Origin of the sequence: Clostridium thermarum (assembly GCF_006351925.1) — a bacterium.
GTDB lineage: Bacteria > Bacillota > Clostridia > Clostridiales > Clostridiaceae > Clostridium_AU > Clostridium_AU thermarum.
The window spans coordinates 187781-205120 of the sequence record NZ_CP040924.1 but is presented as its reverse complement, the minus strand read 5'-3'; the positions used below and the strand labels follow the sequence as shown (position 1 = coordinate 205120).

General features: G+C 40.6%; 13 protein-coding genes, 3 rRNA genes and 1 pseudogene. 6 read left to right on the top strand and 11 right to left on the bottom strand.

Annotation, left to right across the window (positions count from 1 at the left end):
- Window positions 1–37: 37 nt before the first annotated feature.
- A pseudogene (locus FHY60_RS18650) lies at window positions 38–708 on the top strand (transposase); the annotation flags it as partial.
- Between the two features lie 48 nt (window positions 709–756).
- On the opposite strand, the gene FHY60_RS18390 reads toward FHY60_RS18650, so the two are convergent.
- From FHY60_RS18390 to FHY60_RS00890, 6 genes are all read right to left on the bottom strand, one after another.
- Window positions 757–891: a hypothetical protein gene (locus tag FHY60_RS18390; protein WP_279230385.1), complete on the bottom strand. Its 135-nt coding sequence runs from the start codon at window positions 889–891 to the stop codon at window positions 757–759.
- Window positions 881–2188, bottom strand: coding sequence for an IS91 family transposase (locus FHY60_RS00910; RefSeq protein WP_139902280.1), 1308 nt, complete (start codon window positions 2186–2188; stop codon window positions 881–883). The genes FHY60_RS18390 and FHY60_RS00910 overlap by 11 nt, the downstream gene beginning before the upstream one ends.
- A gap of 118 nt (window positions 2189–2306) precedes the next feature.
- Window positions 2307–2423, bottom strand: a 5S ribosomal RNA gene (gene rrf, locus FHY60_RS00905).
- Between the two features lie 46 nt (window positions 2424–2469).
- Window positions 2470–5420 (bottom strand): 23S ribosomal RNA (locus tag FHY60_RS00900).
- Window positions 5421–5908: 488 nt separating this feature from the next.
- Window positions 5909–7409: ribosomal RNA gene (locus FHY60_RS00895) — 16S ribosomal RNA — on the bottom strand.
- Together the 16S, 23S and 5S rRNA genes form the textbook arrangement of a ribosomal RNA operon.
- Before the next feature lie 536 nt (window positions 7410–7945).
- On the bottom strand, window positions 7946–8875 hold the full coding sequence (locus FHY60_RS00890; RefSeq protein ID WP_139902278.1) for a GNAT family N-acetyltransferase: 930 nt from the start codon (window positions 8873–8875) through the stop codon (window positions 7946–7948).
- Window positions 8876–9031: 156 nt separating this feature from the next.
- Here FHY60_RS00890 and FHY60_RS00885 point away from each other — a divergent pair, with 156 nt between their 5' ends.
- Window positions 9032–10228 (top strand): class I SAM-dependent methyltransferase, encoded by a 1197-nt coding sequence (locus tag FHY60_RS00885; protein ID WP_139902276.1) that lies wholly within the window; start codon window positions 9032–9034, stop codon window positions 10226–10228.
- Window positions 10229–10272: 44 nt separating this feature from the next.
- Here the strand turns inward: FHY60_RS00885 and FHY60_RS00880 are convergent, their stop codons facing one another.
- Both FHY60_RS00880 and FHY60_RS00875 read right to left on the bottom strand, forming a co-directional pair.
- On the bottom strand, window positions 10273–11031 hold the full coding sequence (locus FHY60_RS00880) for a tRNA threonylcarbamoyladenosine dehydratase (RefSeq protein ID WP_139902275.1): 759 nt from the start codon (window positions 11029–11031) through the stop codon (window positions 10273–10275).
- Window positions 11032–11092: 61 nt separating this feature from the next.
- On the bottom strand, window positions 11093–11572 hold the full coding sequence (locus FHY60_RS00875) for an S-ribosylhomocysteine lyase (RefSeq protein ID WP_139902273.1): 480 nt from the start codon (window positions 11570–11572) through the stop codon (window positions 11093–11095).
- 278 nt (window positions 11573–11850) lie between these two features.
- Here FHY60_RS00875 and FHY60_RS00870 point away from each other — a divergent pair, with 278 nt between their 5' ends.
- A complete protein-coding gene (locus FHY60_RS00870) occupies window positions 11851–12714 on the top strand; it encodes a DNRLRE domain-containing protein (RefSeq protein ID WP_139902271.1) in 864 nt (287 codons plus the stop codon).
- A gap of 40 nt (window positions 12715–12754) precedes the next feature.
- On the opposite strand, the gene FHY60_RS00865 is transcribed toward FHY60_RS00870, so the two are convergent.
- On the bottom strand, window positions 12755–13108 hold the full coding sequence (locus FHY60_RS00865; protein WP_139902269.1) for a DUF6385 domain-containing protein: 354 nt from the start codon (window positions 13106–13108) through the stop codon (window positions 12755–12757).
- A gap of 199 nt (window positions 13109–13307) precedes the next feature.
- Here FHY60_RS00865 and FHY60_RS00860 point away from each other — a divergent pair, with 199 nt between their 5' ends.
- The 3 genes from FHY60_RS00860 (at window position 13308) to FHY60_RS00850 (ending at window position 16778) form a co-directional block, all read left to right on the top strand.
- On the top strand, window positions 13308–14075 hold the full coding sequence (locus FHY60_RS00860) for a hypothetical protein (RefSeq protein ID WP_139902267.1): 768 nt from the start codon (window positions 13308–13310) through the stop codon (window positions 14073–14075).
- Window positions 14076–14134: 59 nt separating this feature from the next.
- Window positions 14135–15919 carry a tetratricopeptide repeat-containing glycosyltransferase family 2 protein gene (locus tag FHY60_RS00855; protein WP_139902266.1) on the top strand — a complete coding sequence of 595 codons (1785 nt, stop codon included), beginning with the start codon at window positions 14135–14137 and terminating at the stop codon, window positions 15917–15919.
- 166 nt (window positions 15920–16085) lie between these two features.
- A complete protein-coding gene (locus FHY60_RS00850; protein ID WP_139902264.1) occupies window positions 16086–16778 on the top strand; it encodes a 5'-methylthioadenosine/adenosylhomocysteine nucleosidase in 693 nt (230 codons plus the stop codon).
- A gap of 20 nt (window positions 16779–16798) precedes the next feature.
- Here the strand turns inward: FHY60_RS00850 and FHY60_RS17670 are convergent, their stop codons facing one another.
- Window positions 16799–16936, bottom strand: a complete 138-nt coding sequence (locus FHY60_RS17670) for a hypothetical protein (protein ID WP_163216088.1) — start codon at window positions 16934–16936, stop codon at window positions 16799–16801.
- 30 nt (window positions 16937–16966) lie between these two features.
- Window positions 16967–17317 carry a hypothetical protein gene (locus FHY60_RS00845; protein ID WP_139902262.1) on the bottom strand — a complete coding sequence of 117 codons (351 nt, stop codon included), beginning with the start codon at window positions 17315–17317 and terminating at the stop codon, window positions 16967–16969.
- Between the last annotated feature and the right edge of the window lie 23 nt (window positions 17318–17340).

Below are 17340 nucleotides of genomic sequence, written 5' to 3'. Positions count from 1 at the left end.
ACGCTTACTTATGTACCTTCTTGAAAATTAAGCAAAGCCAGATCATTCAACCTTTGCCAGATTTAGAAGTTTACACTTTCCGCCTTGTGCTGAAAGAATTATGGCAGAAATGACAAAATTTCTATATAACCTCAATGAAATATCTGGTGAGTCCATATTTATTGATGGCACTAAAATTGAAGCTTGCGCTAATAAATATACCTTTGTGTGGAAAAAAGCTGTAACTAAGAACCTGGAAAAATTACTAACTAAGATGGCAGACTTAGTAGCAGAATGCGAAGAACTATACGGAATAAAGATTGCATATCAGAATGAGGTAAAGATGAAGCATATAAAAAAGCTTCGAAAAAAACTGTATGCATTGAAGCATGAGGAAAACATAGAGTTCGTGCATGGGCCAGGAAGAAAAAAACTCCGTTGCAGCGTTCTATTGAGAAGCTCGAAGAATATCTCAATAAGTTAAAAGAATACACTGAAAAAATACATATTTGCGGTGAACGTAACAGCTATTCAAAAACTGATAAGGATGCAACTTTCATGAGGTTGAAAGAGGATGCCATGAAAAATGGCCAGTTAAAGCCGGCTTATAATTTGCAGCACGGAGTGGATTCTGAATATATAGTATGGCTCACCGTGGGCGATCAGCCCACAGATACCAATACACTTATTCCTTTTCTTAAAAGTATGGAGGAAACTTTGGATTTTAGATAAAAAAATCCCCTAACGGGGACTCTCAATAGAGTGGCTAACGCCACTCTATTGCTTTTCAATGTCACCGGTAAAATAAAAGTCTGCATTACAACGAGGGCATACCAAAATAGGCATTCCCAAATCTTCACATTTAGAGTCTTCCTCAAGAATCTCATCCATGTATGCAATCTCATCTACCACAAAGGCTGGGGCCCACTCTTCGAAACAGCACTTGCAGCATTGATATTTGTACACAATTTCTTTCTCTATTGGATTGAGTTCGTAATAATATTCGTCTATTGGATCCATCTGGTTTATCCTCCTTATAGGTTGATTCCCTTATATCATATATCAAACCATAGTCATCATGCCAGATTTTCCATAATTCCATTTCTTTTTTACACTTTCTGCATTCTAATGGATTTCTATCAAAAGTCTCTATTATTCTCTGCTTCCACCTCTTTTTTTCTTGTTTCTTTTTTCTATTTAGAATATCTGAAATCTTTAACTGTTTAACAAACTTATACAAGTGTATTATTTCTTTAGCCAAAGCATTTTTCTTCCTTGAATATAGACCATACCTTCTAACGCACTTAAAGCCTTTTTTATGAATTTGTTGTACCAGCTTTCCAATGAACGTTAATACATCCAATGTAACTTTTATATGTTCACCGGTATCATGGTCTTCGTACCAAAAGGTTACATTCTCACCATCATAGCTTTCAATTCTATACTCTGCTATCGCAGCTCTTGCAAGATATCTCCCTATGTATTTAGTGGCTTTTTTCATATCTGTAAGGGCTCTGTCTGCATTAACATAAAAACCATCTTTATATACCCTGTACAAGGTACTAATTAATTTTCTAGTTTTATAATCCTTAAAATATTTCTTTATGATATCTAAAACAATTTTTTGCCAAGACTTCCTTAGGTATTCATATGGTATATATTCTACCGGCTTCCACCAGCTATATTTATTGTTAATAGCCCCTTCCGTAACAAGTGCATGCACATGAGGATTCCATTTTAAGTCTCGTCCAAAAGTATGAATTACCGCTATTACACCCACCTCATAACTCTTGCCCTTATGTTTTTTGTACCAATAGTCAATTACTTGATAGACTCCGTCCATCAGGTCTTTAAGCATCTCTCTTCTTTTATAAAAATAATTTCTAAGTTCCTCAGGTATAGTAAATACGCTATGTCTATGTACTACATTTAGCATATTCTCTTGCTGCTTTTCTACCCATTTCAGCGTGTATAGCCTTCCACATTTCACACAGAACTTACTTTTACAAGTGAACCCTGCTTTAATACTCTCTCCACAATTGAAACACATGTACTCAGCGTAACCTTTATTAATTTCTCCACAATGAAGAGATTTTTCAACGACATTAAAGATATGCTCTCGCATATCTTTAGGCAATCTATATGATAACTTATCTTTGAATTCATACCATTTATGTTCCAGAATCATTTTTATGGTTATCTTATTCATAGCAATCACCTAGATAAATACAGATACACTTAAATAATCGAAGTTATCCACAATTTCTTAAATACATAATTTCCTATAGAGCAAAAAAGCATCAAGCCTACGCTTGATGCTTTTCGTAACCTGGCAACGTCCTACTCTTCCACTCAGTCTCCCGAGCAGTACCATCGGCGCTGTGAGTCTTAACCATCGTGTTCGGAATGGGAACGGGTGTAACCCTCACGCTATCATCACCAGATATCAGAGAAGTTTGTTCTCTGAAAATTGCACATAAGAATGTGTTTTAGGTCAAGTCCTCGACCTATTAGTACTAGTCAGCTGCACACATTACTGTGCTTACACCTCTAGCCTATCAACCTTGTGTTCTTCAAGGGGTCTTACTGACTTACGTCATGGGAAATCTTATCTTGAGGTGGGCTTCACGCTTAGATGCTTTCAGCGTTTATCCCGTCCCGACATAGCTACCCAGCGGTGCTCCTGGCAGAACAACTGGTACACCAGAGGTCAGTCCATCCCGGTCCTCTCGTACTAAGGACAGCTCCTCTCAAATTTCCTACGCCCGCGACGGATAGGGACCGAACTGTCTCACGACGTTCTGAACCCAGCTCGCGTGCCGCTTTAATGGGCGAACAGCCCAACCCTTGGGACCTACTTCAGCCCCAGGATGCGACGAGCCGACATCGAGGTGCCAAACCTCCCCGTCGATGTGGACTCTTGGGGGAGATCAGCCTGTTATCCCCGAGGTAGCTTTTATCCGTTGAGCGATGGCCCTCCCACGAGGTACCACCGGATCACTAAGTCCGACTTTCGTCCCTGCTCCACTTGTGGGTGTCGCAGTCAGGCTCCCTTCTGCCTTTACACTCTACGAACGATTTCCAACCGTTCTGAGGGAACCTTTGAGCGCCTCCGTTACTTTTTAGGAGGCGACCGCCCCAGTCAAACTGCCCACCTAACAATGTCCCGTCACCAGCTTCATGGTGTCCGGTTAGAATCTCAGTATCATCAGGGTGGTATCCCAAGGTTGACTCCACAAAGGCTGACGCCCTTGCTTCCAAGTCTCCCACCTATCCTGTACAGATAATACCGAAACTCAATGCTAAGCTACAGTAAAGCTCTACGGGGTCTTTCCGTCCAATCGCGGGTAGCAAGCATCTTCACTTGCACTACAATTTCGCCGGATTTGCAGTTGAGACAGTGCCCAAATCATTACGCCATTCGTGCGGGTCGGAACTTACCCGACAAGGAATTTCGCTACCTTAGGACCGTTATAGTTACGGCCGCCGTTTACTGGGGCTTAAGTTCATGCCTTCGCTTGCGCTAAGCAATCCCCTTAACCTTCCAGCACCGGGCAGGCGTCAGCCCCTATACATCAGCTTACGCTTTAGCAGAGACCTGTGTTTTTGCTAAACAGTTGCTTGGGCCTATTCTCTGCGGCCTACTCGCGTAGGCACCCCTTCTCCCGAAGTTACGGGGTCAATTTGCCGAGTTCCTTAACTGCAATTCTTCCGCTGGTCTTAGGATTCTCTCCTCACCTACCTGTGTCGGTTTGCGGTACGGGCACTACTTCACTCCCTAGAGGCTTTTCTTGGCAGCGTGGAATCAGATACTTCGCTACTAAATTTCGCTCCCCATCACACCTCAGCATTGAACAGACGGATTTGCCTATCTGTTCTGCCTAGATGCTTAGACCCACATCCAATAGTGGGCACATCCTATCCTCCTGCGTCACCCCATCGGTAATAACGCGTCATAGTGGTATCGGAATATCAACCGATTGTCCATCGCCTACGCCTCTCGGCCTCGGCTTAGGTCCCGACTAACCCTGGGAGGACGAGCCTTCCCCAGGAAACCTTAGGTTTTCGACCAAAGAGATTCTCACTCTTTTCTCGCTACTTATTCCAGCATTCTCTCTCCTGTACAGTCCACCACTCCTTTCGGTATGACTTCAGCCCGTACAGGATGCTCCTCTACCGCTGACGCGCAAGCGTCAACCCGTAGCTTCGGTGGTAAGTTTGAGCCCCGGACATCTTCGGCGCAGGATCTCTCGACTAGTGAGCTATTACGCACTCTTTAAATGAGTGGCTGCTTCTAAGCCAACATCCTAGTTGTCTTAGAAATCCCACATCCTTTTCCACTTAACTTACACTTAGGGACCTTAGCTGACGGTCTGGGCTTTTTCCCTTTTGACTACGGATCTTATCACTCGCAGTCTGACTGCCGGTATACAAGTATATGGCATTCGGAGTTTGATAGGGTTCAGTAAGCGCAATGCCCCCTAGCCCATTCAGTGCTCTACCTCCATTACTCAATTATCCGACGCTAGCCCTAAAGCTATTTCGAGGAGAACCAGCTATCTCCGAGTTCGATTGGAATTTCTCCGCTATCCACAGCTCATCCCATGGTTTTTCAACACCAACGTGGTTCGGGCCTCCACGGAATTTTACTTCCGCTTCACCCTGTCCATGGATAGGTCACCCGGTTTCGGGTCTACAGCATGCAACTATCCGCCCTGTTCAGACTCGGTTTCCCTTCGGCTCCGTACCTTAAGTACTTAACCTTGCTACATGCCGTAACTCGCTGGATCGTTCTACAAAAAGCACGTCATCACACAGATTAAGGACGGGGGACACACCTAAAGGTGAGTCCCGCCCAGAATATAGTGCTCTGACCGGTTGTAGGCACACGGTTTCAGGTTCTATTTCACTCCCCTCCCGGGGTTCTTTTCACCTTTCCCTCACGGTACTTCTTCGCTATCGGTCATCAGGTAGTATTTAGCCTTGGGAGGTGGTCCTCCCTGCTTCCCACAAGGTTTCACGTGTCTCGTGGTACTCTGGATCAGATCTTCACTTTGACAGCTTTCACTTACGTGGCTGTTACACTCTGCGGCTTAACTTTCCAGAAATATTCAGTTAACCATCTCAGTGAGTTATGATCTGTCCGCAACCCCAGAAACAAGTTTCTGGTTTGGGCTCTTCCGCTTTCGCTCGCCGCTACTGACGGAATCGATTTTTCTTTCTCTTCCTCCAGGTACTTAGATGTTTCAGTTCCCTGGGTTTACCTTCCTTAAGCTATGGATTCACTTAAGGATACATGGGGTTACCCATGTGAGTTTCCTCATTCGGAGATCTCCGGATCACAGGCTATTTGCGCCTACCCGAAGCTTATCGCAGCTTATCACGTCCTTCTTCGGCTCCTGATGCCAAGGCATTCACCATGCGCCCTTTATAACTTGACCTTACTCGTCTCACGATAAGCGGCGCACTGCGTTGTTGCCGTCGTCGCTCCGGTCCTCATTGGCCTATCCAGCCAACTCCGGTCCTCACTCCTAGGCGCCTAGCATTGCTTGCTTCTCCTGAGACTCGTTGTCAGTGAATGGCGAGTCCATTCAGCTAAACAACTTTGTTATAAAGAACAATAATTGATATTATTCTTAGCTTTACTCCAGATATCCTACGGAAACTTAATTTAAACTTGTTTGAAAATCCCGAATCTTCAACGGGTTTTCAGGCATGTTTAAATTATTAGCTGTAGTTGGATATCTGCTTAATTTCTTATGTGCAATTTTCAAAGAACAACGGAATACTATTTTACACCGCTGACGCGTTGGCGTCAACCTGTAATTTCTTCCACTTGAAAGACGTTAGTCTTTCAAAATTGAACAGAGATTGGTCAGACCTGCGCTCTAAGTATCTCTTGGATATCTTTAGAGCAGGTTCTCCATAGAAAGGAGGTGATCCAGCCGCAGGTTCTCCTACGGCTACCTTGTTACGACTTCACCCCAATCGCTGACCCTACCTTCGGCCGCGTCCTCCTTGCGGTTAGACTACGGACTTCGGGTATTGCCAACTCTCATGGTGTGACGGGCGGTGTGTACAAGGCCCGGGAACGTATTCACCGCGACATGCTGATTCGCGATTACTAGCAACTCCGGCTTCATGCAGGCGAGTTTCAGCCTGCAATCCGAACTGGGACGAGTTTTATAGTTTTGCTCCGCCTCGCGGCTTTGCCTCTCGTTGTACTCGCCATTGTAGCACGTGTGTAGCCCTAGACATAAGGGGCATGATGATTTGACGTCATCCCCACCTTCCTCCGAGTTAACCCCGGCAGTCTTGCTAGAGTGCTCAACTTAATGGTAGCAACTAACAATAAGGGTTGCGCTCGTTGCGGGACTTAACCCAACATCTCACGACACGAGCTGACGACAACCATGCACCACCTGTCTTCCTGCCCCGAAGGGCTTCCCGCATTACCGGTAATTCAGGAGATGTCAAGTCTAGGTAAGGTTCTTCGCGTTGCTTCGAATTAAACCACATGCTCCGCTGCTTGTGCGGGCCCCCGTCAATTCCTTTGAGTTTTAATCTTGCGACCGTACTCCCCAGGCGGAATACTTAATGTGTTAACGGCGGCACAGAAGGTTGGACCCTCCTACACCTAGTATTCATCGTTTACGGCGTGGACTACCAGGGTATCTAATCCTGTTTGCTCCCCACGCTTTCATGCCTCAGCGTCAGTTACGGTCCAGAAAGTCGCCTTCGCCACTGGTGTTCTTCCTAATCTCTACGCATTTCACCGCTACACTAGGAATTCCACTTTCCTCTCCCGCACTCTAGATATCCAGTTTGAAATGCAGCACCCAAGTTAAGCCCGGGTATTTCACATCTCACTTAAATATCCGCCTACGCATCCTTTACGCCCAGTAAATCCGGACAACGCTCGCCACCTACGTATTACCGCGGCTGCTGGCACGTAGTTAGCCGTGGCTTCCTCCTCTGGTACCGTCATTATCGTCCCAGAAGACAAGAGTTTACAACCCGAAGGCCTTCATCCTCCACGCGGCGTTGCTGCATCAGGCTTTCGCCCATTGTGCAATATTCCCCACTGCTGCCTCCCGTAGGAGTCTGGACCGTGTCTCAGTTCCAATGTGGCCGATCACCCTCTCAGGTCGGCTACGCATCGTGGCCTTGGTGAGCCGTTACCTCACCAACTAGCTAATGCGCCGCGGGCCCATCTCATAGCGGATTGCTCCTTTAAAGTTGCCATCATGCGATGGCTGCTTATTATGCGGTATTAATCTCCCTTTCGGGAGGCTATCCCCCTCTATGAGGCAGGTTACCCACGTGTTACTCACCCGTCCGCCGCTGGGGACCGAAGTCCCCCGCTCGACTTGCATGTGTTAGGCACGCCGCCAGCGTTCGTCCTGAGCCAGGATCAAACTCTCAATTTAAAAGTTTGAACTCTAGCTTATCGCTAAATTTGTTTTTCAGACTTTCGTCTGTCAAAGAAATCGCTGACCATGATTTATTCTTGTAAAAGAATTATCTTTATCTCTGTTCAATTTTCAAAGACCAACTTGTTATTATTTCGCTGTCGTCTGACAGCTTTTATATATTAACACGTTTTGTTTATCGTGTCAACATACTTCTTTTATTTTTTGTCGTTTCATTTAATGCTTTACCGAAGCGACTTGATTATAATAACATGAAGTCGTAACAGAGTCAATAGAAAACTTATAGGTAAATTATGCCACTGAACCATTGTCTCATATAAAGTAAGTGTATGGTAATCAATGAGTAATGAGTAATGAGTAATGAGTAATGAGTAATTAGCAATGAGTAATTTAGGATGAAATTAAGCGGAACTGAATTTCTATAAATTATTTTGCCTAAGCGTTAGCGCCAATTGACTAAATTAAAATATAAAATTGAAGATTTTTCGTAGCACAGCTGAGAAAAATCCTCCACAATTACTAAATACTCATTACTAATTATTAATTATATAAAAAGTCTTATGATCTCTCCATGCTCCGTTAATAAATAAATACTCTTTATTTATGCCCACTTCCTTAAAGCCACAAGACAGCAGTACTCTTTGAGATTTTATATTATCTACCAGTGTAGATGCCTCTATTCTGTGTAAGTCCATTTCATTAAAAGCATATCCTAAAACCAGCTTCAAGGCTTCTTTCATATAGCCTTTTCCTTGAAAGTCCTTATCTATAGAATAGCCCACAATACCGTTTCTAAATATGCCCATTACAATGTTGCTCAATTGAATCTTACCAATGAGTTTATTGTCCTTATAAATTCCAAAACTTAAAGCTATGCCGTTTAAATACTGCTTATAGCTCTCCATTAATATTCTTTTTTGAACCTCCGTAGTATAGAAGGTTTCCTCTCTGGCAGGTTCAAAATCTTGGAGATAGGTTTTGTTTCTTATATAGTAATCTGTCATATCTTCTGCATCTTCAGGAGTGAGAATCTTCAGTTCGATATTGTTTCCCTTGAGCCTTAATACATTTGTCCTTTGGTTGTTCTCAAACTCCTCCGCATTAATTCCAAATAGCAGCTCATTCTTATAATAACCATTTGAAATAATGCTCTCCTCCAGGACCCCCTCAAGCATAAACCCTAAATCCGTGAAGGGTCTTATATTAGCTTCTTCACTTATGAGTATATTTACTTTAAAAGCATTGGTAGATGAAAATATTTTTCTTAAAAGGATTTGAAGGGCCTCTCTCAGAACATCGTAATTGCCTGCATCGTAGTAATTAACCCTGAAAATACAGCTTCTGTTCTTTGCCTGATAATCTATTAAAAAGAATCTTCCGGCGGTGATTCCATTATGATCCTTTATTATATATTCCCCTTCTCTTCCAGTTACGTTTTCAACGGTTACTAGCTTTTGTACCATATTGCTTCTCTCCCATGCAGTTAAGACTCAATTAAAATAATCTAAATAAAATGATATAACTATTGAGAATTATATTCAAGCAAAAACGTATATATTGATAAAAATTGCTAATTATGATTATATAGAAATATATTTTTCAGAAAGGTACGTGTTTATATGAATAAACAAAGCATAAATAAAATTAAGCTTTTCCTCATGGGTTTGGATAGCAGATTTAGTGAAAACAGTGCGATTTTCAAGGGCATATATGTGACTTACACAGCCGGCTTAAAGGAATTTAAGGGTGCCGGTCACTTCGATGGTGGTAAAATACGTTTCAACTTTGGCGGCAAAACTGAGCTCATTGATATGAACTCACTCTGTAATAAGCTAGCTGAAAATTGTGAGCAATATGATTCCATATCAATACTTTACAGAGAGAGGGGTACGGACCTTCTTATTTCCGGTGATAATAAAAATGTTAAGATGACCACAACGGAGGTTAAGGATGAGGATCTGGATGAGCCCAGGAAAGCTGACACTCATATAAGCGAAACCTCTACACTTTTAAACAGGGACTATTACATAAAACCGGGTAAGGCCGATGCCCTGTTAAAGGAAATCGGCATAATGAGCAAGGAAGGTAAAATTAAGAACGATAAAATAAGAAAGTATAATCAAATAGATCATTATGTGGAATTGCTGGAGGGTATTCTGGATAAGCTCCCTGCTAATGAAACAATAAACATCATAGATTGCGGTTGCGGAAAGTCTTATCTCACTTTTGTTTTAAATTATTACCTTACAGAAATAAAAAAGAAAAAGTGCCACTTTATAGGCCTTGATTATTCTTCAGGAGTAATAGCAGCCTCCAAGAAGATGGCTGAAAATCTCGGTTACAGAAACATGGAATTCCACGCCATGGATATTAAGGACTTCATAACAAATAAAAAGATACACGTTGTCATATCTCTCCACGCCTGCAATACCGCCACAGATATGGCTTTGGCCTTCGGTGTAAGGATAAACTCCGATGTGATCATAGCGGTACCTTGCTGCCAGAGAGAACTTTTAACTCAGTACTCCTACGAACCTTTTAAGGGAATACTAAAGCACGGCATACTTAAGGCCAGAATGGCAGATGTACTTACAGATGGTATGAGAGCCCTGATGTTAGAAGCTAAGGGCTATGATGTATCCGTTGTAGAATATATATCTCCTTTGGAAACACCAAAGAACCTGATGATCAGAGCCATCAAAACCGGTAAAGAAAACCAAGCAGCCATGGATGAGTACGTAAGCTTGATGTCTCAGTTGAACGTATACCCTTCCCTCTACCAATACCTTAACGAAATTAAGGAAATTCAGCCCTGAATGCTGAATTTCCACCATAATTGCTCATTACTAATTACTAATTATTAATTGATCCCGATTATGTCTTTAATCACTTCTCCGCCAATTATCATTCCTGCTACAGGCGGAACGAAGGATATGCTTCCCGGAATTTGTCTTCGGATTGTACATTTTTTTGTACCCCCGGTGCAAATACAGCCGGTTTTGCAGGTTACAACCTCTTCTTCCTTGGGTTTTCTTGGAACCTCTTCTGAGTATAAAACCTTTAAATTTTCTATTCCTCTTTTTCTGAGTTCATATCTCATGACCTTGGCTAAAGGACATACCTTAGTCTTATATATGTCTGCCACTTTGAATTGGGTAGGGTCAAGCTTGTTTCCTGTACCCATACAGCTTATAATCCTGATATTGTGTTGCTTACACCATACTATCAGTGCAATCTTAGATGTTACTGTATCAATGGCATCAATTACATAATCCGTATCTTCAGTAATTATGTCACTGATATTGTCTTCGGTCACAAAGGTTTCGAAGGTGGTTACTTCACACTTTGGATTTATCAGAAGTACTCTTTCCTTCATTACCTCTACCTTGCTCTTGCTTATAGTCTTCATAGTTGCATGTATCTGCCTGTTTATGTTAGTGAGACACAGGGTATCGTCATCTATGAGAACCAACTTGCCAACGCCGGACCTTGCCAATGCTTCCACTGCAAAGCTTCCTACTCCGCCTATTCCAAACACAACAACCTTGCTGTTTCTTAGTTTTTCTAATGCTTCTTTACCTATCAATAACTCAGTTCTTGACAGTGAATGCTGGGCCATTCTATCTCTCCTTTTTCATCAATAAGTTTTTTAAGATCTGTCGTAGTATATTTTCTATCTACTATTTAGGATAATTAAGGTTCTTTTCACTAAGGTTATCTAATACCTCATTCAAAAACTTCTTAGCCAGATATTTTGCCATTGGCAGGTTCATGTCTAAGTAGTTTCCACAGTCCCTTGGGGAAGCCCCTGGTATTTCGCCCTCATAGCCTGCAATGAACTCAAACATTTCTCTTATTAAACCCACCACTTCCCTGGACTCATAGTCTGCACCCAGAAGCAGATAAAAACCGGTTCGACATCCCATAGGTCCAAAGTAAACTATTTTGCCGCCAAAGTCACTGTGGTTTCTCAGAAATGTAGCTCCCAGGTGCTCTATGGCATGTATTTCAGCAGTATTCATAACTGGTTCATAATTAGGTCTTGTCATTCTTATGTCAAATGTGGTAATAACAGCGTCATTGATATTATCTTTACGGGATACATAAATCCCAGGCAACAGCTCTAAATGGTTAATAGTAAAGCTAGTTATTTTTTCCATCTCATTCCCTCCATTTAGTTTTATAAATAAAATATGCATCTATATATGATGATAGTACCAAAGTATAATCATCCCATTCTCTTTGCAATATTCATGTATAAACAATATCATCAATATAATTTTATTTCAAGAACTATAGATATCCAAATGCAAATTTCTGACCTACTCCAGGTATCTGACACCATTATTTTATTTTCTGAATATTATATAGTGTCTATTAACATTTAAGCATAGGAGAAAGCGCTTATTTTATTCTTTTGTAATATGAGGTGTGTATTATGGCTGTCTTATCGTTGCCGGCAATACAAAATACTTTTATATCCAGGCTATACCCTAAAAGATGCTATGGTAAATCACCGGTTCTATTTATCGGAAAAAGCCCCGTGCACAACAGCATCTGCAGGTGCTTATTAAAATTCGACATAAAATCTATCCCAAGCTCCGCAAGGATTAACAGCTCCTTTCTAAAGTTATATTTATACAGGAACGCTGCTCCTACCACTAAAAAAATAGCATCACTGCATAACCTGCTGGCTCCTTTTAATGAAAACAGAGTAAATTACTCAAATCAACCTGATTTCCAGCAGACTCCGTCAGCAGTTATAAGCATATCTGATCAGTTGAACACATTTATATATTGGGACATAACAGAATTGGTAACTGATTGGCATAAAAGAAAAGTTTCTGACTACGGATTAGTTCTTACAGGGTTGGAATCTTGCTATTCATTGGTAGGTTTCCTTAGCAATTACTCTATGGATTGTTTACTCCATCCGGCACTGCTTGTGGATTATTCACCGGATGCCAATATCATCCAATATCCGCCGGAAGTGGTTACTAGTTCCGATACTTGGAGCTTTACCAAAAGTCTTCCTCTGGGAGGAGGAGTTGGGACCTTTGGAATACAAAATAAATGCACATGCAATAGTGCCTATGTAAAGTTACAAATCAGCCCAGACGGTGTAAACTGGATTGATGATTTTCCCACTTACATGTCAATTACTGAATTTGCTCCGGGAGATAATGCTGTATTAACCACTTCAGGACATATGGCCTATGTAAGAGCTGCCTATAAATCCGTTAAGTCTGGAGAACCTTCAAAGTTAACGATCTATGTTTCCATAAAAAAAGCCTTTTATTAATGTGACCATGCTTTTCAAGGTAGTCACTTGAATAGCATGGTCATACCCATCCTTGTACTATAATTTTCAAAATAGTACTGTTACTTCCCGATGATTTATAACATAACCGGGTATACTTTGCAAATATCATGGGAACAAAAGCCTTCATTTCACCGGGTTTTATAGCAACCTGCTCTCCATCATCTATATATAGAGAGTTATTTGGACTTATTTGGAGCTTCACTGTAGCACAGTCTCCCCCTTCGTTCACGGCAAAAAAAGTGATTATGGAATACTGTGACGTGTTTACTTCTTTAGAATTACAGTAATTTGCCGAAGTGGTAACCTTGTAGGAACTTTCCTTAAACTGTTTCCCCGCATCTCCTGTATATATAATGTTCTTTTTTGTAAGCATACAGACCCTACCTCTGCCAATTAGTTTATATTAAATCCCCCTTATATATTCTATGTTGCTAAAGGCACAGTGTGTTATAAATACGACCATGTATTTATTTTATTTTCTAATCTGTAAACACTCTTCGATTTATTTCTGCATATAATGTACTGAATGGATAAATCTTTTTTCATTTCTAATGATTAAGGAGTGATCAACTTTGGCAAATAGTATAGTATTCCAGCATTCTGCTGAGCAACTAAAGACCGCTGTATATGGTTATGACGGTACTGATTTTCAGCCCATTAAGGTCAATACTGACGGTGAATTACAGGTTAGTGTCGGTACTATAAGCAGCCTGGGAACCGTTAATTATGTAGTTAATCTTGGCACATTAAATACTGTTGGCACTTTGAACAATGTAACCAATCTTGGTACCTTGAACACAGTAGTTAATGTTGGTACCTTGAGTACTGTTGGTACTTTAAACAATGTAACTAATCTTGGTACCTTAAACACAGTAGTTAATGTTGGTACCTTGAGTACTGTTGGTACCGTAAACAACGTAACCAACCTTGGCACATTAAATACTGTAGTTAACCTGGGTACCTTAAATAGTATCGTTGGTACTGTGAACGTAAACTTAGCAGATAGAACCTTTACCTCTACTACCTTTACAGTTGCAGTTGCCGGTAACAGTTCAACCTATGTATCTCTGATAGATGTATCCAAGCATCAAGACACCTCTTGGTATCTAAGAAATATAACTGCCCCGGCAAACAGGCAGGAGATAAGGGTACAATTAGCGGTAACCCCAAGCGACAATATAACCTTATATCCTCGTGTACTAATCAATGAGACTGCTACCATAAATGAAAATCCAAAGGTTATAACCAATGATTACTACATGAGATATATAACAGCACAGGTTTCCAATGAAACTACTACAAGTCAAACCGTTGTTATAGTCTTTAACGGAAGATATTAACAAAATCATTAGGAGTTCCTGCAAAGAACTCCTAATCTTATGAATAGGACGGTGTTATTATGAGCAATGAAATAAGTCTTTGCATGATAGTGAAAAATGAAGAAAATAATCTGGCCAGATGTCTTAACAGTATCACTGATCTTGTAGATGAAATAATTATTGTTGATACCGGGTCTACAGACAGAACCGTAGAAATTGCCAAAAGTTTTGGGGCAAAAGTTTACCATTATCAGTGGACAAACAGCTTTAGTGCAGCTAGAAATGAATCATTAAAGTATGCCACTAAGGATTGGATCTTAATACTGGATGCCGACGATGAATTTTGCAGTGAAGATAAGGACCTCTTTAAGGAATTAGTCAATAAATCTTTGGATGAGAATAATCTATACTTTTTTGAAACCCTGAATTATTGCGGTAGCTTTCCGGATATTAATAATATAAGCATAAATCTAAATCCCAGGCTGTTCAAAAACAACTTTGACTATACTTATGCAGGCACTGTCCACAATCAGCTGATCAATACTAAAAACAAGATTAAGGACGTAAAATATCCCATAAGAATTTATCATTATGGTTATTTAGATACCACCATTAAGGAGAAGGATAAGAGAAAAAGGAATATCTCCCTGCTGGAAGATCAATTAAAAGAAGATCCTAATAACAAATACGCTCACTTCAATATAGGTAATGAATACTTTGCTTTAGGGAATATGTCGAAAGCTTTGGAGCATTATTATAAATCCTATGAGGACTTCAACCCTTCTGTGGGCTATGGCTTTATTCTTATCATAAGAATACTATTGGCAAATCACAATATAGGCCAATATGATAGGGCTTTACAATTTGCAGATATTGGACTTAAATATTATCCGCGTTTTACGGACTTATACTTTTTTAAGGCCATCATATACACCGGCTTAAGGCGCTATACTCTGGCTATAAAAGCTCTGAAAAAATGCCTGGAGCTGGGAGAAGCCCCTGCAGAACTGAAATTTTTATATGGTACCGGAACCTTTAAAGCCGCTTATGAATTGGGCAATATCTATTTGAAGCTCAAGGATTATGCTACAGCTTTTGAATACTTCGTAAAAGCCATCAAGTTTAATCCAAACTTCATAGCAGCTTTAAACCCTATAGCCCATATCCTTAAGGAAGAAAATACACCTATGGATAGCTTCAAAAAAGTTTTAGAGAGCTTCTTCAACAACAATTCCGCATCGGATGCTGCTATTGCAAATTTATTCTATGCTGAAGGCTGCTATGATACAGCCCTGGAATATATCAGAAAGTGTGAAGACGCCGGGTATACTCCGGAGGACATCAGGTTTTTAAAAACAAAGGCCCTGGCAAAAGCCCTCCTGCATGAAGACTGCATCAATAACAACACCATAAAAGAAGATAGCAACCTTTATGTTCACAATTCCATGTATAGGCTATTAAGTTTATTGATAACTGAAAAGTATGATAAAGCCATAGATCTTATAAACAGTTTTGATAATAATGCCCTATCAACCAATGACAAGTGGATGCTGTTGGTTTATACCCAATTAGTAAATCTCTACATGAAAAAGCCTGCCCAAATACTGTCAGAGGATGAAAATGAAAAGCAATATACACCAATAATCTTTGAAATCTTGGAGATACTCCTGATAAATAAGCGTTTTGACGAATTTGAGATGGCCTTAGAATTGCTAAACCTAATCAGCGATAAGTCTGTCCTTCTTCATCTTGGAAAGCTGTATAATAAACATGGCTTTAAGGCTATGGCAAAGAAGGAGATAATACGGTCTATCAAGGAGTTTGACATATACGATTGGGATGGGCTGGAGATATTGATTCAATAAATCTAATGTCAGCTTTTCGTAATGTAGTTGAAAAAAAGCCTCCTTAATTGTCCATTGTCAATTGCCAATTAAGGAGGCTTCCTCTATAGAAAACTTGACTTAACTAGTTATTATGCTACTATATAATTTAGTATTAAAAGCTAAACTACTGGAGGTAGGTTTTTTTATGATAATAGGAATAATCGGTGCTATGGATGAGGAAGTTAGAAAACTTAAGGATGAAATGAAAATAGAAAGTAAGATGTCTAAAGCAAAAATGGACTTCTTCGCCGGAAAGCTATGGAATAGAGATGTTGTGGTAGTAACCTGCGGTATCGGCAAGGTTAATGCTGCGGTTTGTGCTCAGATCTTAGTGGATGATTTTAAGGTTGATAGGGTTATAAATGTAGGTGTTGCCGGCGGAATTGGTGAAGATATCGTTCCCGGTGACGTGGTTATAGCCTCAAATTTAGTGCAGCATGATATGGATACTACAGCCTTTGGAGACAAGGTTGGTCAAATTCCAAGGATGGATACCTTTGACTTTAAATGCGATTCCTCTATGATTGAGGCTGCTAAACAAGCATGCGGTAACATAAAAAAACACAATAGCTTTGTTGGCAGAATCGTCTCCGGTGATCAATTTATTGCAGATGTAGAAAAGGTACGCTGGTTGAAGTCGGAATTTGATGCCATGGCCTGCGAAATGGAAGGTGGAAGCATAGCCCATGTATGCTACTTAAATTCCGTCCCCTTTGTTGTAATACGTTCCATTTCAGATAATGCAAATACGGGAGCACATATGGACTTTGAAAAATTTGTGCCTATAGCCGTAGATAATTCTATACATATTCTAAAAGGCATGCTAGCCATCATATAATTAACAATGAACCTTTGATGTTAATGGACAGCTAAACCCCCTTTTGTGGACAATGCGCAAAATGTGGTAGATAGAGCCAGTAAGGCCGTTGCAGCCCTTGACAAGCTGACTTCTTTAAATAAATCCATGAAAAAGCCGGGGGCTCTTAGTATTTTCAATAAGCACTCCCGGTATATTGTAATAGTCTTCTATTCTTCCTCTTCTTCTTGAGTATCCTGCTCATATTCATCAAATTCCTTAATTACAGGCTTCATTTCTTCACCAATTATCTTCTCAGACTTGACTCCTCTGTAATAAATCTTCAAAGTATAGCTTTTGTTTTTAGCTAATCCATTAAAGGAAACTTCTCCTTCCCTATTTGTATACCCAATTGCTAATGTTTTTAGCTTCTGATTTTCTCTGACCTCATATAAATTCACTTCTGCTTCCCGTGCAGGTCGTCCATTCCAATCCTTAACGTTCACCGTGATCCTTCTCTTATCCGGCCTATCTTCCTCACTTTTAGTAACAGCTACATATCTCAGCATTGGTACAGTCATTCCAATCCCCCCAAATACTTTCT

What these genes read in the sequence shown, in the direction of transcription:
- FHY60_RS00910 (WP_139902280.1), bottom strand. Translation starts at nt 2,188, where the DNA reads ATGAATAAGATAACCATAAAAATGATTCTGGAACATAAATGGTATGAA.
- FHY60_RS00890 (WP_139902278.1), bottom strand. Translation starts at nt 8,875, where the DNA reads ATGGTACAAAAGCTAGTAACCGTTGAAAACGTAACTGGAAGAGAAGGG.
- FHY60_RS00885 (WP_139902276.1), top strand. Translation starts at nt 9,032, where the DNA reads ATGAATAAACAAAGCATAAATAAAATTAAGCTTTTCCTCATGGGTTTG.
- FHY60_RS00880 (WP_139902275.1), bottom strand. Translation starts at nt 11,031, where the DNA reads ATGGCCCAGCATTCACTGTCAAGAACTGAGTTATTGATAGGTAAAGAA.
- FHY60_RS00875 (WP_139902273.1), bottom strand. Translation starts at nt 11,572, where the DNA reads ATGGAAAAAATAACTAGCTTTACTATTAACCATTTAGAGCTGTTGCCT.
- FHY60_RS00870 (WP_139902271.1), top strand. Translation starts at nt 11,851, where the DNA reads ATGGCTGTCTTATCGTTGCCGGCAATACAAAATACTTTTATATCCAGG.
- FHY60_RS00865 (WP_139902269.1), bottom strand. Translation starts at nt 13,108, where the DNA reads ATGCTTACAAAAAAGAACATTATATATACAGGAGATGCGGGGAAACAG.
- FHY60_RS00855 (WP_139902266.1), top strand. Translation starts at nt 14,135, where the DNA reads ATGAGCAATGAAATAAGTCTTTGCATGATAGTGAAAAATGAAGAAAAT.
- FHY60_RS00850 (WP_139902264.1), top strand. Translation starts at nt 16,086, where the DNA reads ATGATAATAGGAATAATCGGTGCTATGGATGAGGAAGTTAGAAAACTT.
- FHY60_RS00845 (WP_139902262.1), bottom strand. Translation starts at nt 17,317, where the DNA reads ATGACTGTACCAATGCTGAGATATGTAGCTGTTACTAAAAGTGAGGAA.